21 protein-coding genes and 1 tRNA gene are annotated in these 20,701 nt (G+C 64.7%); 17 read left to right on the top strand and 5 right to left on the bottom strand.

Features of this window, described 5'->3' with window-relative positions; translation table 11 throughout:
- The first annotated feature begins 32 nt into the window (after window positions 1-32).
- The 7 genes from L4X63_RS03735 (at window position 33) to L4X63_RS03760 (ending at window position 6,916) form a co-directional block, all read left to right on the top strand.
- Entirely contained in the window at window positions 33-722 is a 690-nt protein-coding gene (locus tag L4X63_RS03735; protein ID WP_250677245.1) for an MgtC/SapB family protein, read from the top strand.
- A 206-nt stretch (window positions 723-928) separates the two neighbouring features.
- The gene (locus L4X63_RS03740; RefSeq protein ID WP_250677246.1) at window positions 929-2,203 is read left to right on the top strand and encodes a B12-binding domain-containing radical SAM protein; all 1,275 of its coding nucleotides are present in this window, start codon (window positions 929-931) and stop codon (window positions 2,201-2,203) included.
- A 197-nt stretch (window positions 2,204-2,400) separates the two neighbouring features.
- Complete coding sequence (locus tag L4X63_RS03745; RefSeq protein ID WP_250677247.1) at window positions 2,401-3,258, top strand: undecaprenyl-diphosphate phosphatase; 858 nt, start codon at window positions 2,401-2,403, stop codon at window positions 3,256-3,258.
- 345 nt (window positions 3,259-3,603) lie between these two features.
- On the top strand, window positions 3,604-3,990 hold the full coding sequence (locus L4X63_RS03750) for a hypothetical protein (protein WP_250677248.1): 387 nt from the start codon (window positions 3,604-3,606) through the stop codon (window positions 3,988-3,990).
- 175 nt (window positions 3,991-4,165) lie between these two features.
- A complete protein-coding gene (locus L4X63_RS23575) occupies window positions 4,166-4,417 on the top strand; it encodes a GSU3128 family (seleno)protein (protein WP_284694451.1) in 252 nt (83 codons plus the stop codon).
- A gap of 100 nt (window positions 4,418-4,517) precedes the next feature.
- Window positions 4,518-5,792 (top strand): MATE family efflux transporter, encoded by a 1,275-nt coding sequence (locus L4X63_RS03755; RefSeq protein ID WP_250677249.1) that lies wholly within the window; start codon window positions 4,518-4,520, stop codon window positions 5,790-5,792.
- A gap of 2 nt (window positions 5,793-5,794) precedes the next feature.
- Window positions 5,795-6,916 (top strand): chemotaxis protein CheR, encoded by a 1,122-nt coding sequence (locus L4X63_RS03760; RefSeq protein ID WP_250677250.1) that lies wholly within the window; start codon window positions 5,795-5,797, stop codon window positions 6,914-6,916.
- 21 nt (window positions 6,917-6,937) lie between these two features.
- On the opposite strand, the gene L4X63_RS03765 is transcribed toward L4X63_RS03760, so the two are convergent.
- Window positions 6,938-7,918, bottom strand: a complete 981-nt coding sequence (locus L4X63_RS03765; RefSeq protein ID WP_250677251.1) for a 3-oxoacyl-ACP synthase III family protein — start codon at window positions 7,916-7,918, stop codon at window positions 6,938-6,940.
- A gap of 75 nt (window positions 7,919-7,993) precedes the next feature.
- Window positions 7,994-8,305, bottom strand: coding sequence for a hypothetical protein (locus L4X63_RS03770; protein ID WP_250677252.1), 312 nt, complete (start codon window positions 8,303-8,305; stop codon window positions 7,994-7,996).
- A 250-nt stretch (window positions 8,306-8,555) separates the two neighbouring features.
- Between L4X63_RS03770 and L4X63_RS03775 the strand changes: the two genes are divergently transcribed.
- Window positions 8,556-9,140, top strand: coding sequence for a HEAT repeat domain-containing protein (locus tag L4X63_RS03775; protein WP_250677253.1), 585 nt, complete (start codon window positions 8,556-8,558; stop codon window positions 9,138-9,140).
- Here L4X63_RS03775 and L4X63_RS03780 read toward each other — a convergent pair.
- Together L4X63_RS03780 and L4X63_RS03785 are read right to left on the bottom strand one after the other, a co-directional pair.
- Window positions 9,137-10,453 (bottom strand): HD-GYP domain-containing protein, encoded by a 1,317-nt coding sequence (locus L4X63_RS03780; protein ID WP_250677254.1) that lies wholly within the window; start codon window positions 10,451-10,453, stop codon window positions 9,137-9,139. The genes L4X63_RS03775 and L4X63_RS03780 overlap by 4 nt on opposite strands.
- Window positions 10,446-12,056, bottom strand: coding sequence for a HEAT repeat domain-containing protein (locus L4X63_RS03785; protein WP_250677255.1), 1,611 nt, complete (start codon window positions 12,054-12,056; stop codon window positions 10,446-10,448). Before L4X63_RS03785 ends, L4X63_RS03780 begins: the two co-directional genes overlap by 8 nt.
- Window positions 12,057-12,203: 147 nt before the next feature.
- Between L4X63_RS03785 and radA the strand changes: the two genes are divergently transcribed.
- From radA to hgcB, 9 genes are all read left to right on the top strand, one after another.
- Window positions 12,204-13,556, top strand: a complete 1,353-nt coding sequence (radA, locus tag L4X63_RS03790; RefSeq protein WP_250677256.1) for a DNA repair protein RadA — start codon at window positions 12,204-12,206, stop codon at window positions 13,554-13,556.
- A 96-nt stretch (window positions 13,557-13,652) separates the two neighbouring features.
- Window positions 13,653-14,009 carry an RNA polymerase-binding protein DksA gene (gene dksA / locus L4X63_RS03795; RefSeq protein WP_250677257.1) on the top strand — a complete coding sequence of 119 codons (357 nt, stop codon included), beginning with the start codon at window positions 13,653-13,655 and terminating at the stop codon, window positions 14,007-14,009.
- A gap of 37 nt (window positions 14,010-14,046) precedes the next feature.
- Window positions 14,047-16,344, top strand: coding sequence for an ATP-binding protein (locus L4X63_RS03800; RefSeq protein WP_250677258.1), 2,298 nt, complete (start codon window positions 14,047-14,049; stop codon window positions 16,342-16,344).
- Between the two features lie 92 nt (window positions 16,345-16,436).
- A tRNA-Ala gene (locus L4X63_RS03805) sits at window positions 16,437-16,512 on the top strand.
- A gap of 510 nt (window positions 16,513-17,022) precedes the next feature.
- Window positions 17,023-17,361: an ArsR/SmtB family transcription factor gene (locus L4X63_RS03810; RefSeq protein WP_250677259.1), complete on the top strand. Its 339-nt coding sequence runs from the start codon at window positions 17,023-17,025 to the stop codon at window positions 17,359-17,361.
- Window positions 17,362-17,415: 54 nt separating this feature from the next.
- Window positions 17,416-17,835, top strand: coding sequence for an arsenate reductase ArsC (locus L4X63_RS03815; protein WP_250677260.1), 420 nt, complete (start codon window positions 17,416-17,418; stop codon window positions 17,833-17,835).
- Window positions 17,832-18,911, top strand: a complete 1,080-nt coding sequence (gene arsB, locus L4X63_RS03820) for an ACR3 family arsenite efflux transporter (protein ID WP_350339161.1) — start codon at window positions 17,832-17,834, stop codon at window positions 18,909-18,911. Before L4X63_RS03815 ends, arsB begins: the two co-directional genes overlap by 4 nt.
- Window positions 18,908-20,047 carry a mercury methylation corrinoid protein HgcA gene (gene hgcA, locus L4X63_RS03825; RefSeq protein ID WP_284694452.1) on the top strand — a complete coding sequence of 380 codons (1,140 nt, stop codon included), beginning with the start codon at window positions 18,908-18,910 and terminating at the stop codon, window positions 20,045-20,047. Before arsB ends, hgcA begins: the two co-directional genes overlap by 4 nt.
- Window positions 20,048-20,057: 10 nt before the next feature.
- The gene (hgcB, locus tag L4X63_RS03830) at window positions 20,058-20,342 is read left to right on the top strand and encodes a mercury methylation ferredoxin HgcB (RefSeq protein WP_250677262.1); all 285 of its coding nucleotides are present in this window, start codon (window positions 20,058-20,060) and stop codon (window positions 20,340-20,342) included.
- Window positions 20,343-20,345: 3 nt separating this feature from the next.
- Here the strand turns inward: hgcB and L4X63_RS03835 are convergent, their stop codons facing one another.
- On the bottom strand, window positions 20,346-20,549 hold the full coding sequence (locus tag L4X63_RS03835) for a hypothetical protein (protein WP_250677263.1): 204 nt from the start codon (window positions 20,547-20,549) through the stop codon (window positions 20,346-20,348).
- Window positions 20,550-20,701 lie beyond the last annotated feature (152 nt).

Raw genomic sequence — 20,701 nt, forward strand, 5'->3', positions numbered from 1 at the left:
TGGGCGGGGCGCACCCGCATCGGGAGGAACACATGGAAAGCGATTGGTCCGCCATATTCGTCCATCTTAGCGTAGCTGTCGTGGCAGGCGGACTCATCGGGCTCGAGAGGAGCTACCATGGGCGCCCCGCCGGTTTCCGGACCCACACCCTGGTCTCCCTGGCCTCCTGCGTCCTGATGCTCCTGACCGTGTACCACGAGCGGTGGTTCGCCACCGCCATCCACGAGAGCGTGCGCATCGACCCGACCAGGATGGCGCAGGGCGTCATGACCGGCATCGGTTTCCTGGGAGCCGGGGTCATCATGCGGGAAGGACTCACCGTCAGGGGGCTCACCACCGCCGCCTCGATCTGGATCACCGCCGCCATCGGCATCCTCGCCGGAGTCGGCTTCAACAGCGCCGTCATGATGGCGACCGCCATGACGCTGGGTGTGCTTGCCATCTTCCGGAGGATCGAGAGCAGGATGCGCGCCCAGGTGTACGCCCACCACACCCTCCTATTCAAGCGGGACAACGTCCCCCCCGAGCCCGAGCTCCGCGAATTCCTCGCCTCCAGCGGCTTCACGGCGGCCAATATCAGTTACTCGCTGCAGGACCGGGGTGAGCACCTGGAGTGCCGCATGACCATCCGGACCAACGAAAAGACCAATATCGAGCAGCTGAAGGAACGGCTGCTCAAATCCCCGGACGTGGTGGAGTTCACCATCTCTCTTTCAGGGTGAGGGGCCGGCTGCTCTCTCCCCGGCTCTCTTTGCCGTAATGCCTATGACATAAATTTTTACCTATGATTACTTCTTCATATCTCCCCTATCTGTCAATCCTGCGCTATAATATTGCGCACTCCCCCCACTTTGCCATTTCATGCCGCGCTGTCTCTAAGCATCTCGAATCCTGACCGTTCCTCGTTTGCGGGGGAGGAGGATACTGTATGAAAGTGCTCCTCGTTTCGGCCAACACTGAGACGTCCCTGATGGTTCCCCTTCCGTTGGGACTCAATCTGATGGCGGTCACCCTCCAAAGAGCGGGACACGAGGTGCAGTTGCTTGATCTCATGGGGCAGGACGGCAACCGGGCCCTTATCCGGGACACCGTCACCAGGTTCGAACCGGCGGTGATCGGGATCTCCGTCAGGAATATCGACAACCAGTGCATGGCCAACCCGCGCTTCCTGCTGGATCCGGTACGGGAGACCGTCGCCTGCTGCCGAAGCTGTTCCAAGGCCCCGGTCGTGCTGGGAGGCGCCGGATTCAGCATCTTCCCCGAGGCCACCCTCCGCTACGTCGACGCCGATCTCGGGATCTGCGGCGAAGGGGAGCTGGCCTTCCCCGCCCTCCTCGCGGCCCTCGAGGAGGGAGACGACCTCTCCGGGATCGCCGGGCTCTGCATCCGCGGGGCGAGCACCCCCAGCCGCCACGCGGTGCGGGGGAAGCTCGAGAGGCTCTCGCTCCCGTCCCCCGATTTCTGGACCGTCCCCAAGGAGCTGCGGGGCGAGGCGTGGGTTCCCTTCCAGACCAGGCGCGGCTGCCCGATGGAGTGCAGTTACTGCTCGACCCCTGCCCTGGAAGGAATCCGGATCCGGACCCATCCGGCCGACCAGGTGCTCGAGGCGCTGGCAGCCCACGCCGCCGCCGGCTTCCGCCACTTCTATTTCGTGGACAACACCTTCAACCTCCCCGCCGTCTACGCCAAGGAACTCTGCCACGCCATCCGCTCCGCCGAGTTGGGCATCAGCTGGCGCTGCATCCTCTACCCCGGCTTCCTCGATCAGGAGCTCGTGCGCCTGATGGCCGAGGCCGGCTGCGTGGAGGTCAGCCTCGGCTTCGAGAGCGGGAGCCCCGACATCCTCGGCAACCTCAACAAGAAGTTCAGCGTTGCGGAGGTGCGGACCTCGGCGGAACTGCTGATGGGCCACGGCATCCGGACCATGGGTTTTCTGCTGCTGGGCGGTCCGGGGGAGACCAGGGAAACCGTCCTCGAAAGCCTCGCCTTTGCCGATTCATTGCGGCTCGACGCGCTCAAGATAACCACCGGCATCCGGATCTATCCCGGGACCCGCCTGGAAAAGGCCGCCCGCCAGGAGGACATAATCGCCAAGGACGACGACCTCCTTCACCCCCGCTTCTACCTGGCCAGGGGGCTGGAGGGGTGGCTCGAGCCGACCGTCGACCAGTGGATCAAGGAGCGCCCTTACTGCACGAGGTAACCGTTCCGGCAGACCTCGCCCCCCCTCGCCTCACCCTCACCCTTCGAGGCCCTTCAGGCCAATCCGTCCCGCATAGCAGCCAAAAGGGACTTGGCAGCTCACCCCAAAGATGATACCTTCTCCCGCCGTCGCTACCGACACCCGGCTGTCACCCCATCCCCCCCAGTGACAGCACGTATATTCCAGTGAGGACCCACGTGACTATTCTGCAGATCATCGTGCTGGCCGCCGTACAGGGCGCCGCCGAACTTCTTCCCGTTTCCAGCTCCGCCCATGTCATTGTCATCGCCAAACTTATGGGGCTCGACCCGACCACCCCCGAGATGACTCTGCTCCTGGTCATGCTCCACACCGGCACCATGTTCGCCGTCATCCTCTTCTTCTGGAATGGGTGGAAGAAAAGCTTCTTCTCGTCCCGTCACCGGCTGATCCAGACCGTCAAGCAGGTAGTGCTGGCCACCGTGCTGACCGGGGTGGTGGGGCTCGGGCTGAAGGGTATCGTGGAAAGGATCGCCTTCGGCGGGAAATCCAAGGGGGAGATCGAGCTCCTCTTCGGCAACCTCGGCCTCATTTCGGCGGCCCTGGCCGCGGCGGGGATCCTCATCGTCATCGCCGGTCTGCGCCGCAACAAGAACGAGCGGGAGGAGATCACCCTGAAGGAGGCCTGCGGGATCGGCGCCCTCCAGGGAGTCTGCCTCCCCTTCCGCGGCTTCTCCCGCTCCGGGGCCACCATCTCCGCCGGGCTGCTGCTCGGCCTGGCGCGCCAGCGGGTCGAGGAGTTCAGCTTCGCGCTGGCGGTCGTGCTGACCCCTCCCGTCATCGCCCGCGAGGTCCTCAGGCTGATGAAGGCCCAGTCCGCCGCTGCGGCGGGAGCGGGGCACCTCGTGCAACTCTTCTGGCCCAGCCTGGCCGGGATGGCCCTGAGCTTTCTGGCCGGCCTGGTGGCGCTCCGCTGGCTTTCCAGCTGGCTCGAGCAGGGGCGCTGGCATTACTTCGGCTACTACTGTCTGGCCGTCTCCGCCATCGTCTTCACCCTTTACCGGATCGGCTTCTGATCGCCGTCCGCCTCCCCTTTCCCCTTGCCCCCGCAAGGGGCAGGGGATAAAGATCTTCCCTCACCCGGCCTCCGTCCCCCCTCTCTCCTAAAGGGGCGAGGGTATACGTCACGAAGGAGGTTTCCCGGCACCTGTCATAGCGCCGGAATCCCCCGGTAGAGACAGCGCCCCGTCCTGCCTGCGCATCCTTAGTTTTTCCCTATACTTTAGGTGTTTACATCGGCCTCCCGATCACTATATGATGGCTCCGGTCACGCCAAATGGCGTGCCGACCTCATCTTTATCCCGCGCCGGCAGTGCCCCCTTCGGCCCAGCTGGTTCAGGGCCAGCATTTGGGAGTGCGACATGGCAAAGATACTGGAATTCAAAAGGTTCAGGCGCCCCGCCGCGGAGACCGCGGCCCCGGCGGCCGATAAAAACCCCGACGGACTTGCCCTCGACGTCGAGGCCATCCTGAGCGACTATTCGCTCACCCCCGCCAACCGCCGGTGGCTCCTCGAGTCGATGCTCTTCGAGATCGACGAGCAACTGGACGTCTACCGCCGGGAGCTCGAACAGGCAGAACGCAAGCTCAACGCCACCGTGCATGCGGCGGAACACGAAATCGCGGTGGCCTACGCCGAGTTCGAGACGCAGGTTCGCGGCATGACGGCCAAGGTGAATAAGCTCACCGCCGGGCGGACCGCCGGCCAGGAGCCCCCGGCTCCCGGCGAACAGTCGAATCAAGGTTGACCGGAGGGGATCCCGCGTCCCCTCCCTCCGTTTGGCCGCCGGATCCTCCCTCACCGCCTCCCCTCCTTCACGTTAACTGTTTTCACCTCCCCAGCTTTGTGCTATGAACCTTACTGAAAGTGGCCGCCGCCGGGCCATCATTCCCCACCCTTGTCACCCTCAACGGGAGGAAGCCATGAACATTCGCAAGAAGATCCTGGACTACGAGTACGAGGAAGTGCTGGAGACCAAATACCGCGAGCTGATCCGGGTCGGGTGCGCGGTTGCCGTGGGCTGCCCGGTCTGACTCAAGAAACACTTCGCGGTCGCGAAGGAAGCGGGAGCAACCGAAGCAGAGTTGAAAGAGGCCATCGCCTACGGCATCATCGCCCCCTCCGGGCGGGCCAAGAATTTCGTACTCGGGATGGAAGAGGAACTCGGGCTCTGACCGGGAAATCACACAGTAAAGGCATGTATTGTTGAGACTACGCACCATTTCTAGGACCGGGAAACGGGTATCGATCCGCCGTAACGTCACGGCGCTTTCGATGCCCGTTCTCCTTTCATCGCTCTTCCAGCGGCTGGTATCCATCGTCGACATCTTCATGGTCGGGGGGGTGGGGGCCGCGGCCATCGCCGCCACCGGGCTCGGGCAGCTCCTTATCTTCGTCACCATGACCGTCTTCTGGGGGCTCTCCACCGGCGCCACGGTGGTGATCGCCCACCTCTGGGGGGCCGGCCGCCGGCTCGAGGCCCGCCGCGCCGCCTTCGCCTCGCTGCTCCTCTGTGCCCTGATGGCGGCCTGTGCGACCCTGGTGGGGAGCCTCTTCGGCACCGAGGTGGCCCGCTTCCTCGGGGCCGATGCCCAGGTGCTCTCCTACTCTGCCGACTACATCCGGCTGGTCTTCCAGTACTTCGCCTTCACCGCCGGATTGAACATCCTGTCGGCCATCATGCAGGGGACCGGCAACACCAAGACCCCGATGCAGGGGGTGATCCTGGTCAACATCCTCCACGTGGCGATTGCCTACCCGCTCATCTACGGCCACTTCGGTTTCCCGCGGCTCGGGGTGGTCGGCGCCGCCTGCGCCATCAACATCTCCGAGGCGTGCGGATTTCTCTACCTGCTGGTCCAGGCCGTGCGGCTCAACTACCTCAAGATCGGCCCCCCGGACCGCGAGCTTTTGAAGAAGGTCTGGAAGGTCGGTTACCCGGTGGCCCTGGAACGGGTGGCCCAGCAGTCGGGACAGCTCTTCTACTCGAAATTCATCATCGGCTTCGGCACCGCCGCCTACGCCGCCCACCAGATCGGGGTCTCCATCGAATCCCTCTCCTTCATGCCCGGTGCCGGAATGGGAATTGCGGCGGCCACCCTGATGGGGCAGTCGCTCGGCGCCCGCAAGATACGGCGCGCGCACCTGGGGCACACCGAGGCGCTCAGGCTCGCCGTCTGGGTGATGGCGGTGATGGGGGTCATCTTCTTTGCCTTTCCCCACCAGCTGATCGCCCTCTTCACCTCCGACCCCGACGTCATAGAAAAGGGATCGGTCTTCCTGCGGCTGGTGGCCTTTTCCCAAGTGCCGCTCGCCATCGCCTTCGTCTACGCCGGAAGCCTGAGGGGGACCGGCGATACCCACTACGTCTTCCTGGTCACCCTGGCCGCCATGTGGGGGATCCGGGTCTTCCTCTCCTACCTGGCCGCCGTCCCGCTCCACCTCTCCCTCTACATGGTCTGGAGCGTCTTCTTGATCGACTGGTTCTTCCGGGCCGCCGCCTTCGCCTGGCGCTACCGCAGCCGCGACCTTCACGGCGTGACGATCTGACCATGGAGCTCCGCTACCGCCCCACCCTGGACCGGGACGAGATCGAGCGCCGGCTCGGCGCGCTCCTGGTCCCCGGCCCCCTCGATTCCCCGGCCCTCTTTCGCCGGATCGAGCGGCTGGGGGAGGAGTTCCGGCGTTTCGCGGCCTCCTTTCCGCTCCCCATGTGGGCGCCGGGGCTCCTCGTCACCGGGGAGATGAGGGCCATGTGGGAGGCGTATTTCCCGGTCGGGGAGGTTGCCCGGCTCTTCGCGGCGGTCCTCGGGCGCGGCTGCCGGTTCGCCCCGCTCTTCTCGGCGACGTACCTGGCCACCTCGCCGAGCTGGCCGGATCTTTTGGCGCGGCTTGCCGACCATGACCCCATCCTCACCCTGTCCCTCCCCTTGAAGGGGAGGGTACCTCTGGCCAGCCTGCCCGATGTTTCGCCTCGTAGGGCCGACCCTGCTGCGACGCTCGTCGCCCTCGCGCGTGACGAGTACGCCCGCCGGGAGCTCCTTTTCACCCTCTTTCTCCCCCGCCACTTCGGCGGAAGCTTCGACCGCTACCCCGGCCAGACGGCCTGGGTGACCGACTGGCTTCGCGAGGAGCGGGGAAGGCTGGGGGGGAGCGTCCGGGCGCTGGACAGCGCCTGCGGGAGCGGCGAGGGGAGCTACTGCCTCGCCGAGGCGGTGCTCAACGCCGGCTGCCGGCCGGAAACCTCCCTGGTGACCGCCTCGACGCTGGAACAGTTCGAGCTCTTCGCCGGGGCTCACGCCTTTCTGCCGCACGACCCGCAGCGGGAGCGCGAGTACCGGGCCCGGGTGGCTCCGATCCTGGAGGAAAGCGGTCTGGTCATGGAGTTCAAGCTCGAGGAAGTGGGGGCGTTGGCCGACCAAGGGGCGTACGACGTAGTGGTCTGCAACGGACTACTCGGCGGGCCGCTTCTTCATGAGCAAAGAGAGCTCGCGCAGGCGGTCCATGCGCTGGCGGCGCGGGTCGCCCCCGGAGGGGTGCTGCTCGCGGCCGACCGCTTCCACGCCGGGTGGCGCAGGCTCGTGCCTTGGGAGATGCTGAAGGGATTGCTGGTCAGGGAAGGATTGGAACTATTGGAGATACCGGAAGGGATAGGCGGCAGGCGGAAGAGGTGATCCGCCTGCCGCTTCGTCTTTTTAGAACTGCATCAGCACGCCGCCCCAGGAGAGGCCGCCGCCGAAACCCATCATCAGCACGAGCTGCCCCGGCTTGATGGTGCCGTTTCTGCGGTTTTCGTCCAGGGCAAGCCCCACCGACGCCGCGGCGGTGTTGCCGTAGCGGTCCAGGTTGAGGAGGAACTTCTCCTTGGGGATGCCGGTCTTCTTGGAGATGAAGTCGATGATCCTGACGTTGGCCTGGTGGGGGATGATGTGATCGATCTGGTCCGGGGTGATCCCCTGGCGCTCGGAGAGCTCGCCGATGATGCGGGGGATGACGTCGGTGGCGAAGGTGAAGACGCTCTTGCCGGCCATCTTGAAGGTGTTTTCCTTGGCCGCTATGGTCTCGGCGGTGACCGGCTTGCGGGAGCCCGAGGAGGGGACCTGGATCAGCTCCCACCCCTTCCCGTCGCTCTTCATCATGGAGTGGAGGATCCCTTTGCCGGAGGTCCCGGCCCCGAGGATGAGCGCGCCGGCGCCGTCGCCGAAGAGCGGGGAGGTCCCCTTGTCCTGGAAATCGAGGATCTTCGAGTAGGTGTCGGCCCCGATCAGCAGGACCTTCTTGTACTTGCCCGAGCGGATCAGGTTGTCGGCGATCTCCACGCCGTAGATGAAGCTCGAGCAGACCGCGTTCATGTCGAAGGCGAAGGCGTTTTCCGCGCCGATATTCTTCTGGACCATGCAGGCGGTGGCCGGGAGGATCATGTCCGGAGTCGAGGTGGCGACGATGACGCAGTCGAGGTCGAGCGGGGTGAGCCCGGCATTCTCCAGGGCCAGCTTGGCCGCCTCGGTGGCGAGATCGGAGCAGGACTGCCCGGGCTCCGCGAAACGCCGCTCGCGGATGCCGGTGCGGGAGTGGATCCAGTGGTCGGCGTCCTCCACCAGGTATTCAAAAAAGCCGTTACCGACCACCTTGGCCGGCACGAAACCGCCGGTCCCCAATATCTCTGATTGCAGCATCCTGCCGTTCCCCTTTCCATTCCGTATACGGTAAAGCCCCGACGGTTATCTCACAGTAAAATAATGTTTGTCAATTTATTCGCGCGGGGTGCGGGAGAAGGCCGCGTCGGCGACCCCGTACACCCAAAGCACCATGAAGGCTCCCAAAAGCCAGCGGGCGAACGGTGCGTCGCTCTGGATGGCGGCCAGCACCTGCTGGGGGTCCATGCTCTTCCCGGTCACCACCAGTTTGCTGACGCTTCTCAAGGCGACGAAGAGGGCTCCCAGGAGAAAAACATTGTCCAACAGGAGCATGACGCCCCCCTTCACCCGCTCTCCCCGTAACAGCTGCCCAAGCCCCGGGAGTACCAGGGCGGAGAGCGCCACGCACTTAATTCTGCTTACCATGTTCCTTTTTTCTCCTTCATTGATTGGATACCGTCTGCTCCCCTCACCCGCGGCTATCGCCTCCCGCGCCGTCTCCGGCGGTACCCGGAAGAGAGGCGGTGGGGAAGGAGCCTTCGGCCGTCCTCGCCCCCGAACGGGCGGGGGCAAACGGGGGCCGAGGGGGAGCGTATCGCGGGAACCTCCCGGAAACCCAAGAGGATTCTAACTTACCACTTGTCGAACGATCCATTTTTTGCTAGTTTTCCCCACCATGGAAAACGACCGCACCAGAAGAAGGCAGGCCATCGCGCCGCTCCTCAAGGATCCCGACACCGAGGTCCGTCTGGCCGCCTCGCGGGCGCTCGAGGCGCTGGAGGCCGCCCAGAGTCTCGACGAGGTGCTTGCCACCCTCAAGCGGGGAGACCGCGGTGCCAAGGTGGGAGCCATCTTTGCCCTGGGGAAGATCGGCGGGGAGAAGGTCCTTCCGCCGCTTTTGTACTGCGCGGGACGAAACGAAGAGGACATCAGGTGCGCGGCGGTCAAGATGCTCGGAGAACTGGCGCTGCCGGGGGCGCTCCCCTTACTGCTGGAGCGGCTCGCGGACCCCTCCCAGGCGGTCTGCGCCCTGGCCATCGAGGCCCTCTCCCACTACCGGGATCCCTCGCTGGCTCCCCGGCTGGTCCCCTTTCTCTCCGCCAAGGACGGGATGCTGGACGCCGAGGCCGCGCTGGCCCTCGCGGAAGTGGGGGACGCCTCCTTCGCCGAAGCCATCATGAAACTTTTGGACTCCCCCTACGAAAAGACCCGGGCGGCGGCCGCCACTGCGCTGGCGCGGCTCCCCCTCCCCCTCCGCTAGAAGTAAGCCGAAACGTCAATTCCCTTCAGAAGCGGATCCACCAGATCCACCACCGATTCCCCCGTCAGGGCCAGGTTCTTCACCAGCGGGTCCGCGAGCGGCTTGCCGTCGCTGTCGATCAGCACCTTGACCACCGAAGCCCCCCGCTCCTCCCGGCTCGGGGTCATTACCACCGCGATCTCGTTGGAGTCCAGGCGCACCAGGCTCCCGGTCGGAAACTTCCCGGTCAGCTCCAGAAAACGGTCGACGATCTCGGGATCGAGCCCGGTGCCGGTCATGCTCCGGATCCTCTCCACCGCCTGCTTGGGAGCCAACGGCGGCTGGTAGGCCCTGAGGGTCGTGGTCGCGTCATAGCAATCGGCCACCGCGACGATGGCGCTCGCCACCCCCAGCGGAAGGGGCCTCGCCCACTCCGGGTACCCGGTCCGGTCGTGCCGGACGTGGTGCCCCAGCACCCCTTCGGCCACCTGCTCCGGCACCCCTTCCATCTGCCGCACGATCTCGGCCCCGAGCTCCGAATGGCGTTGCATCTCCCGGAACTCCTCGTTGCTGAGCTTCCCCGGCTTGTTGAGGATCATCTTGTTGATGCCGGTCTTGCCGACGTCGTGGAGAAAACCGGCCATCCCCGCCACCTCCACTTCATGGGGGGATAGCCCCATGGAGGCCGAGATCGCCATGGCAAGGACCCCGACGTTGACGCTGTGCTGGAAGGTGTAGTTGTCGTACTGCTTGATCATGGTGAGGCCGATGAGGGTGGCGGGCTCCTTTACCGCGGTGGCGGCCAGGCTGGTAACCACCGTGATCATCTTGCGGCTGTTGGGGATGCGGCCGTTGCCGATCTCGTTGAAGATCTCGGCGATAGCCCCCACCGCCTCGGCGTAGGTCTGCGAGAGCGTCTCCTCTTCCCGCACCTCGATGGTGGCCACCGAGGCCTCCTTCAGCCCTTCCCTCAACTGCTCTGCCCCGCCTCCCGGCTGCCCGAGGAGCTTGGCCAGCACCGTCAGGTCGTCGGCGCTGACCCCCTTCTTGATGTTGATCCCGAGGAGCTCCTTCTCTTCCAGCCGGCGGCAGAGCTCCTGGAGCGGCGGCGTCGGGGCGAAGAAGAGGTGCTCCCCTACCGCCAGCACCCCGTCCACCACGGCCACCCGGATCTCTCCCTCCTCGCGGTGCAAGAGCGAGGCGAGCTGGGCCATCTCGATGAACGGCTGCCGGGAGGCCGGGTGCCCGGGCGGGTAGTATCCCCCCCCCCGGATCCCGCCGGAGAGGAGCGTGGCCAGCCGGTGGGCGTTGTGGAGCCCTTCGTCGCTACTCATCGTCCCCTCCCGAAACCCTTTCTATGGCGTCCACCGCCTCGCGGGCGGCCTCGGAGACCGGACCGCTCTTCCCGGCCAGCCCCGCCACCAGCGGCAGCGCCGCCTCGTCCCCCAGTTGGCCGAGCGCCGTCACCGCGGCCACCTTGAGCTCCTGCCAGCGGCCGAAGACCGGGAACCCCAGGGACCTCACGATCTTCATGAGGGGCTGGGTCGCCCGGCGGTCCCCGATCCTCCCCAGGGAGGCGGCGACCTCCTTCTTGACCGGCAGGCTTTTCAACAGGAAATCGCGCCGCTCCAAAAGCCTCAAGAGCAGCGGGACCGCGTGACGGCTCTTCATGAGCCCCAGGGAGAGGATCAGGTGGCGGGCGATGGCCTCGTCGTCTTCGGCCTCGAGCGCCACGGTCAGCAGCGATTCCGCCGCATCCCCGCCGATCTTCATGAGGCTTCTGATGGCCTCCTTGCGGACCCGCTGGTCGGGATGGTAGAGCGCCCCCTTAAGGGTGGGGATGGAATCCCGGCTTCGCAGCTCGCCGAGGATGGTAACCATGTTGCGGACGACGAACCACCGTTTGTCCTTGAGCATGGCGGTGACCGGGGCCACGGCGGCAGTGCCTAACCGCACCAGGGCGGTGGCGAGCGCCTTTCGTTCGTAGACCCCCTCGGCAAGGCAAAGCCTTTGAATGATCCAGTAAGCCCCTTTGACCCCCAGGGCCGAGAAGACCCGCTGCAACCCCTCCTTGTCGGTCCACTCCCGGCTCTCGAGATGGTCGAGCAGGGTATCGGTGGAGAGATCGGCGATCCGTTCCAGGGTGAAGAGGGCGTACTCCCTCTGGGGAAGGCTGCGGCGGTGGTCCTGGCGCTGACGGAGGAGCTCCTGCAACACCAGCATCAGGGCGGCCTCCTCGGGGGTGGCCCGGAAACGCTCGACCAGCTGGCGGCCGAGTTCCTGGTAGCGGCGGTCGTGACGCTCCACCGCCATCATCCGGAGGATCTCCTCCAGCCCCGGCCCCTCGTTGAGGGCACCCAGGACCTGCTCGACCGCCGCCAGGGCGGAGATCCCTTCCCATCCCTCCGACTCCTCGCCGGCGCCCGCAGCGCCCTCCTCCCCGCCCGTGCTGCCCGCCACCCCGCGCTTGGCCCAGATGGCGGCCAGGTCCTTTTCGTTGACCCACACCGTGCGCGAACCGGCCTCCTCCAGTTGGGCGGCCACCCCGCCGGCCGCCGCCGTCTTGTACGGATCGGTGGCCAGCAGGTCGACGAACTGCTCGAGATCGGCGAGGGAGAGGTCGTTCATGAAGGTGATGTTGGCGATGCGCCGGATGAAACACTCATAGGCGAGCTGCTGCACGCTGGCGTTGCCGTCGACCCCCTCCCCGCCCGGGAAGAACCCCTGGCGGTTGACGGTCAGCGCGAGCTCCCGCTCGGAAGTCAGCTCGAGCAGGGCCTCGTAGGCCCGCTGGAGCGGCTCGACCCGGTAGGGATGCCCCTGCGGATAGAAGCTCGCCCCCTTGACCGCCTTGTAGAGGTCGACGAGCCCCTGACCCAAAAGGGAGCCCTTTTCCGAAGTCACCAGCCGCAACTGTCTGTTGTCGGAACCCGTCACTAAACCACCCCGGTTTTTCCCATGAGAGATGTAAGAGATCTTAACTTATGGAGCGAAATGTTGTCAAACGAATACCCCGGTCCAAGCCCCCGTTGACAGCGGTTTTGACACGGCTTACTATTCACGGAATTCACCCGGGGGAAATGGATGGCCAAGCAAAAAGTGAAGACCGGCTTCGTCTGCGCGGAGTGCGGCGCGAACTACCCGAAATGGCAAGGGCACTGCGGCGCCTGCGGCGCGTGGAACAGCGTGAAAGAGGTGCGGCTGGAGGCCCCGAGCCGCCGGGAAGGGTTTGCCGGCGCCAAGAGCGCGGTGACCCTTCTGGCCGAGGTTGAGCTGGAGGAGCAGCCGCGCTTCTCCAGCGGGAGCGAGGAGCTCGACCGCGTGCTGGGGGGAGGCTTCGTCCCCGGCTCGGTCATCCTCATCGGGGGGGACCCCGGCGCCGGGAAGAGCACCATCCTGCTGCAGACCATGTGCTTCGCCGCCCGCGACCGGAATGTCCTCTACGTCTCGGGCGAGGAATCGCTGCAGCAGATTGCCGCCCGCGCCAGGAGGCTGCAGCTGCCGCTGGAACGGGTCAAGATGCTGGCCGAATCGTCGGTGGAGCGGGTCCTCGAGGCGGCCGCCGCCGAGAATCCGCAGGTGGTGGTCATCGATTCCATCCAGGTCATGCAGGTGGCCAGCGTGGAGGCCGCCCCTGGCGGCGTCTCCCAGGTACGCGAGAGCGCCGCCACCCTGACCTGCTACGCCAAGACCTCCGGGGTGGTCCTCATCATGGTCGGCCACGTCACCAAGGACCAGGCGCTGGCCGGGCCCATGACCCTTTCCCACATGGTGGACACCCAGATCATGCTCTCCTCCACCGAGGATGCCCGCTATCGCCTCATGAGGACCACCAAGAACCGCTTCGGCCCGGTCAACGAGCTCGGGGTCTTCGCCATGACCGAGCGGGGGCTCAGGGAGGTGAAGAATCCCTCCGCCATCTTCCTCTCCCGCACCGGCACCGCCGCCCCCGGGAGCGTGATCAGCGTGCTGTGGGAGGGGACCCGGCCGCTCCTGGTAGAGATCCAGTCGCTGGTGGTGGACGCCCAGTACGGCTCTCCCCGCCGGCTCGGCATCGGGCTGGACGGCAACCGGATCGCCATGATCCTCGCCGTGATCACCAAGCACGGCGGCCTCGTTCTTTCCGACCAGGACGTCTTCGTCAACGTGGTGGGGGGGATCCGGGTCCCGGAGACCAGCGCCGACCTGGCGGTGGCGCTCGCCATCGTGTCGTCGCTTCGTAACAGCGTGCTCCCCCAGGAGCTGCTCGTCTTCGGCGAAATCGGGCTTTCCGGTGAGATCCGCCCGGTCTCCAACGGCGAGTCGCGGCTTCGGGAAGGGGCCAAGCACGGCTTTACCCGAGCCATCGTCCCCGAGGGGAACGCACCGAGGAAGGAAATCCCGGGCCTCGAGATCGTCGGCGTCTCCAATCTCCAGGAAGCTCTCGATGCCATCTGAGAGATATGCCCCCGCGAGGGTGTCAATTTTTTTACTTTACTAATGATCAAAAATCCTCTTTAATATTGACTTGATTTCCGCAAAGGAAAAGGTGTCATGAATACGGAAAAACTCGAATATTTCAGAGGTATCCTGCAGGAAGAAAAGCGCATGCTCCTCGAGGAGGCAGGCAGAACCGTCTCCGAGATGACTTCCGACACCACCAACTTTCCCGATCCCACCGACCGCGCCACTCAAGAGTCGGACCGGACCTTCGAGCTCAGGATCAGGGACCGCGAGCGCAAGCTGATCAACAAGATTCAGGAGGCGCTGGCCCGGATCGACAGCGGCACCTTCGGATTCTGCGAGGTCTGCGAAGAAGAGATCAGCGAGGCCCGCCTCAAGGCTCGACCGGTGACCACCCTCTGCATCGACTGCAAGATGGAGCAGGAAAAGAAGGAAAGACTGCGCTAACCAAAGCTTCCCGCTAGCTTCATCCCTCGGAGTTTCCATGGCTGCCCGGAAGGGACAAAACCTCCTGGAGCAAGCGCTGCGGATAGCACAGGGGACCGGCCGCTCACCACAGGCGCGGGTCTCCCTGCTGCTCCGTCTGGCGGTGCGCAGCCTCGGCCTCTCTTCCGCCTCGTTGTACCTCCCCGATCATAACGCCAATGCCCTCACCAGGCGTTTAAGCACCCTCGTGCCCCCGGCAGGCTTCCCGTGCCAGATCCCGCTCGGTTTCGGCTGCGCCGGCCGGGCCGCCTTCTCCCTCGCTCCTCACAGCGCTTCCCGCCACGACCTGCACCGCGACGAGCTCTTCGCCGGGGACGAGACCTTTTTCCTGTCGCTCCCCCTGCTCGACCGCCGCCGGCTCGCCGCCGTCCTCACCCTGGCGAGCCCGCTGGAGCTCGATGCCGGTCTCGCCACCCGGGTCTCCCGGGAGCTCGCCCCGGTGCTGCAGCTTTTGGCGGGTGAGCTTTGTGCCGCGGAGAAGGCTGAACGGCAGCAAAGAAACGCTACCCTTATCTCTTCGCTTGGCGAGCTCTTCAGCGCTCCGCACGCCCCTCAGACCCTGCTCCCCCAGGCGCTCAAGCTCTTCACCGGGAGCGGCTTCACCCGTTGCGCGATCGTCCGCCTGACCGACGAGGAGGGGGGACCGGCCCTCTTCCAGAGCTGCCGTGCGGAGGAACGCCCGTCGCTTCCCGCCATGCTCCTCGCCGAGCCCACCCTCTCCGCCCGCGCGCTGGCCGCCGGGGTTACCTACTGCGACAACAGCAACTCGTGCGACCCCGTCGGCCCTGCGGTATCGACCCCGCTTTGCTTTAGCGGACGGATCCTTGGTGCGGCGACCTTCTTCGGGAGACCCGAGATCACTTCCGCCGAAGAGGTAGAGCTCGCCGAGACGGTGACCAGGCTTTTGAGTTGTGCTCTGGCCGAAGCGGCCTGTTCGGCCAGCCTGGCCGATTTCGTCCGGGAAAACGACCACAAGCTCAACGAGCTATCCTTTTTGTACCGGCTGAGCAACACCATGCTCTCCACGTTGAAGCTCAACAAGCTGATCCATCTCACCCTGACCGCGCTCACCTCCGGCCCTACCCCCTTCTTCGACCGCGCCATGCTCTTTTTGGTCAACCAGCGCTCGGGGATGCTGGCCGGGATGCTCGGGGTCACCAGCGAAACATCCCCGTCCCTGCCGCTGCCGCAGGGGGGGAGCGACGACCTTTTGGCCAGCCGCTGGGACATCTCGGACGAGGAGATGGCGGCCCAGAAGGAGACCGAGTTCTGCCGGCAGGTGATGGGGAAACGGCTGGAGCTCGACGGCTCGCTCAACGTCGTCTCCCAGGCGGTCCTCGAGAAGCGGCTCATCTACGTCCCGGCCGAGCTGGGGGACAAGGACCTCCTGCAGGCGCGCGGACCCGCGCTGGCTGCCTCGCCGCTGATCGCCCATGGCGAGGTGGTGGGTGCGGTGCTGGTGGACAATGCGCTGACCAAGACCCCGATGAGCCAGGAAAAGCTCCGCTTCCTCCAGCTCTTCGCCAACCAGGCGGGGATGGCCATCGAGAATGCCATGCTCTACCGCCGGATCGAGGATGCCCACCAGCAGCTGAGCGAGGCCCAGGACAACCTTCTGCAGAAGGAGCGGCTGGCGACCATCGGCGAGATGGCAGCCGGCATCGCCCACGAGCTCAAGGGGCCGCTGGTCTCCATCGGCGGCTTCGCCGGCCGGCTCACCAAGAAGCTCCCGCAGGACTCCGCCGAGTGGGCCCACGCCGACCTGATCGTGCGCGAGGTGGTCCGGCTGGAGGGGATCCTCTCCGAGATCCTCCTCTTCTCCAAGAAGACCACCATCTGCTACACCCGCTGCAACCTCTCCGATATCGTCAGCGAGTCGCTCGCGGTGGTGGCCCCTCCCATCGAGGAAAAGGGGATCGAGGTCGCCACCAAATTCCCGCGTCACAAGCTGGTCCTGCTCGGCGACGCCCAGCAGCTGAAGCAGGTCTTCATCAACATCCTGCTCAATGCGCTGGACGCCATGGGGGAGGGAGGAAAGCTCGGAATCTCGCTCGGCACCACCGAACTGGAGGAAAAGGAAGCCCTCTGGGTGAAGGTCTCCGACACCGGCGGGGGGATTCCGCTGGAGGCGCTCAACAGCATCTTCACCCCCTTCTACACCACCAAGGAGCGGGGGACCGGCCTGGGGCTGCCGATCGCCAACCGGATCATCACCAACCACGGCGGCAAGATCCACATCCACAACAACCCCGGACTCGGCGTCGAGTTCCGGGTGGTGCTCCCCAAGCACTGGTGATATTTCCCTTTGTAAATGCGGATTTCTTGCGGTATAAATGAAAGCGACTTTGGCGTCCTCTAATCAGAGCCCGCCACGAGCGATTCCAATCCGGGGGTGTAGCTCAGCTGGGAGAGCGATGCGTTCGCAACGCATAGGTCGTCGGTTCGATCCCGATCATCTCCACCAATAAGGGAGGGTCAGGCATGACGCCTGACCCTCTTGTTGTTTTTCAGAACTTTGCCCTCCCATCGAGCCTCCCTTCAGGGCGCTCGCCCTTCAAGGCCTTGAGCCATCTCCCGGCGACCAGGATATCGTACAGCCCCGCTACCTGCTCCTCGATCATCTTCGGCAGCACGCCCTACCGGTACTGCTTTTCACTGTCGTCCCGGGGTAGCCAGGTCCGGGCGAGAAACGTGTTACTTATCGCGCGATGCGTGTTATTCACGAGCGCAAAGTAAGTTACTTTACGCATGAAGTAAGTTACTCCGAGGAAGATACCCAAATCGCCCCATCTCACCGGTGGTACTATGACTTTGGCCGACGCCCCCCTTTACACGGGAAGGCAGGCCGAGTAAGGACCACCAGGCGACTACGACAGGAGCAAATGGCTTTTGTTGGCGAAGCCGTTTTTTTCGTCCCTCCTCTGCTCCCATCCGGGCCTTGACTAAATCCACAAAAGCGGATATTGTTTGCGGCATGCACGCGATCCTCCCTTTCTATAAAGCTCTCGCCGACGAAACCCGGCTCCGCATACTGGCTCTGCTGCTCGGGGAGGGGGAGCTCTGCGTCTGCGACATCATCGCCGCCCTTAACCAGCCACAGTCGACCGTCTCCCGCCACCTCGCCATCCTCCGGAAGACCGGCTGGGTTAACGACCGCCGCTGCGGCCTCTGGATCTACTACTCGATCCGCGACAACGACTCTCCGCAAAAGGAAATGATCCCCCTTCTGAAAAAGCAGCTGACCGCCACCAAGACTTCGATCGATGACCGCGAGACGCTGGCGAGCTTCGGCTGCGGGAACGACTGCGCCTAACAGCCTAAAAAAATTTACCCGGCAATATCCGTTTTCACGGATATAGGAGCTGCCATGGCCAAAACGAAGATCCTCTTTCTCTGTACCCACAACTCCTGCCGCTCCCAGATGGCCGAGGGGCTCGCCAACCACTACCTGGGCGACCGGGTCGAGGCGTTCTCGGCCGGCACCGAGGCGACCAGGGTCAATCCCCTCGCCATCAAGGTAGTGGCGGAACTCGGGATCGACATCTCCGGGCAGCGCTCCAAGACGCTCGACGAGTTCGCCGGGGAGCAGTTCGACCACGCCGTCACCCTTTGCGGCGACGCCAACGACAAATGCCCGCTCTTCATCGGCGGCGCCCGGCGCATCCACCGCGGATTCGACGATCCCTCCCGCCTTCCCGGAACCGAAGAGGAGGTGCTCCCCGAGTTCAGGCGGGTACGCGACGAGATCAAGGGGTGGATCATCGACTACTTTGGGGGGACGCCGTGACCGAGCACCTTTCCCGAAAGCTCTCGTTCCTGGACCGCTGGCTGACGCTCTGGATCTTCGCCGCCATGGCGGTGGGGGTGGCCCTGGGCTGCCTGGTTCCCGGCGTCGAGGCCTTCGTCAACCGCTTCCAGGCCGGCACCACCAACATCCCGATCGCCTGCGGACTGATCCTCATGATGTATCCCCCTTTCGCCAAGGTGCGGTACGAGGAGATGCCCGAGGTCTTCCGCAACAAGAAGGTACTCGGGCTGTCGTTGATCCAGAACTGGGTCATCGGCCCGCTGCTCATGTTCGTCCTGGCGGCCGTCTTCCTGCCGGACCGGCCGGAGTACATGGTGGGGCTCATCATGATCGGCCTCGCCCGCTGCATCGCCATGGTGGTGGTCTGGAACGAGCTCGCCAAGGGGAACACCGAGTACGCGGCGGGGCTGGTCGCCTTCAACAGCATCTTTCAGGTTCTTTTCTACAGCGTCTATGCCTGGTTCTTCATTACCGTCCTCCCTCCCCTGATCGGCCTCAAGGGGGTGGTGGTGGACGTCAGCATCCGCCAGATCGCCCAGAGCGTCTTCATCTACCTGGGGATCCCCTGCATCGCCGGTGCGCTCACCAGGCTCGCCGGCGTGAAGTTGATGGGGAAGGAGCGCTACCACCGGGAGTTCGTTCCCCGGGTGGGGCCAATCACCCTGATCGCCCTGCTCTTCACCATCGTGGTGATGTTCAGTCTCAAGGGGCAGTTGATCGTGCAGCTTCCCCTGGACGTGGTGCGGATCGCCATCCCGATGCTCATCTACTTCGTCGTGATGTTCCTGGTTTCCTTCTGGATGGGACGCCGCCTGGGCGCCGACTACAGCAAGACGACCACCCTCGCCTTCACCGCCGCGAGCAACAACTTTGAGCTCGCCATCGCCGTGGCGGTGGCGGTCTTCGGTCTCAATTCCGGCGCGGCCTTCGCGGCGGTCATCGGCCCCCTGGTGGAGGTCCCGGTGATGATCGCCCTGGTAAATGTCGCGTTCCGGTTCCAAAAACGCATGTTCGCAGAGGGGGCGACCTCCCCCTCCCGTGAGGTCCCGCGATGAAGATCCACTCCATCCGAAAAATCGAAACGTCCTGCTCGCCACGCACCACCTGCGGACCGGCGCCGGGAGACGCCCCAGACAAGCCTCCCTGCTGAGGCCCTCCCACCTCCGCCGGCGGCGGAGCTATCGACGAAAAGGTGCCGGGATTCGAGCAATGGACCCAAAACGGGGCCGGCCGGGTCCCGAAAATTTCGACCACCCTCACCATGAGGGACCACCTGGGTGCCTGCAAGGCGCGCTGGGGGATCGACCGGATGAACTACATGGTCCCTCCCGGCCTGTACGCCATCGGGGCCCCGGCACCCGAGGATCCCGTGCTGGTGACGGCCAACTACAAGATGAGCTTCGACGAGGTGCGCCGCAACCTGGCCGGGCGCAACGTCTGGCTCCTCGTGCTGGAGACCTTCGGGATCAACGTCTGGTGTGCGGCCGGGAAGGGAACCTTCGGCACGGACGAACTGGTGAGGCGGATCAGGCTCTCCGGCCTTGCCCGGGCGGTCAATCACCGTCACCTGATCCTGCCGATCCTCGGGGCGCCCGGGGTGGCCGCCCATGAGGTGGCGAAGCAGACGGGGTTTACCGTCCGCTACGCCGCCATCAGGGCCGCGGATCTCCCCGCTTACCTGGACCACGGGATGAAGACGACCGAGGCGATGCGGGAGCTGACCTTCACCCTCTACGAACGCCTCGTGCTGGTGCCGGTCGAGCTGGTGACGGCCGCCCGGCAGAGTGCCGTCATCATGGCGGTGCTGGGAGCGCTCTTCGCTTTCGCGGGAGGATGGCAGGCGGGGCTCGTCGCCATGGCCGCCTACCTGGGAGCCATGCTGGCCGGCGTCGCAGCCGCGCCGGTCTTGCTCCCCTGGCTCCCCGGAAGGAGCTTCGCGGTAAAGGGAACCGTCATAGGGATACTCTGGGGGGGCGCGGTCACCTTGCTGGCCCACCCCTCCCCCCTGGTCACCGCGGCGCTTTTCGTCGGCCTTCCTGCCGTCAGCGCGTTCTACGCCCTTAACTTCACCGGGTGCACCACCTTTACCTCCCGCTCGGGGGTGAAGAAAGAGATGCGGATCGCGCTGCCTGTCATGGGAGCCGCCGTGGCGGTGAGCCTGGCGATGCTGGCCGTGAGCCGCCTGCTTTAAGGAGAGAGTAATGAAGGGTTTCGCTTACCTGAAAAACGTGGCGACGCTGGAGTTGAACCGGGAAAAGTGCGTGGGATGCGGGAGGTGCCTGGAGGTCTGCCCCCACCAGGTCTTCTCCCTGGCCGCCCGGACCGCCGCAATCGAGAAGAAGGATGCCTGTATGGAGTGCGGGGCCTGCGCGAAGAACTGCCCGGTGGGGGCGATAGCGGTCGATGCCGGAGTCGGGTGCGCTTCGGGGATGATCAACGAATGGCTGCGGGAGCACAACATCCGGGGCCGGAGCGGAGAGTGCTGACCGTCAATTCAGGGTGACGACTCTCGCTTTCTTCTTCAGCAACGTCTGTTCTTCGTCGCTCAGCTTCAGGCTGAAGAGCGCGATACCCTCACGCATGGCCTTCCAATCCTGGTACAGGCAACAGAGTCCCTCCCTGTTCATGCAGATCATGGCTTCATTGCCGAGGGATCTCTTGGCGTCCAGTACCATCTTAACCGAGACATTCATAGATGCTCCTGAAGTTGGGCAGGGTTCCGATTCACTTGAGAGGTTGTTAGGCAGAAGGCGTGCCAATTCCCTCTTTTTGCCAAAGTTCCTTTGCTTTCAACAACCTGCCGCGCCAACGCCCTCCGCTTAATAACCCGGAGGGGTGCAATAAA

It is taken from the genome of Geomonas sp. Red32 (genome assembly GCF_023652955.1).
In the GTDB taxonomy this organism is placed as follows: Bacteria; Desulfobacterota; Desulfuromonadia; order Geobacterales; family Geobacteraceae; genus Geomonas.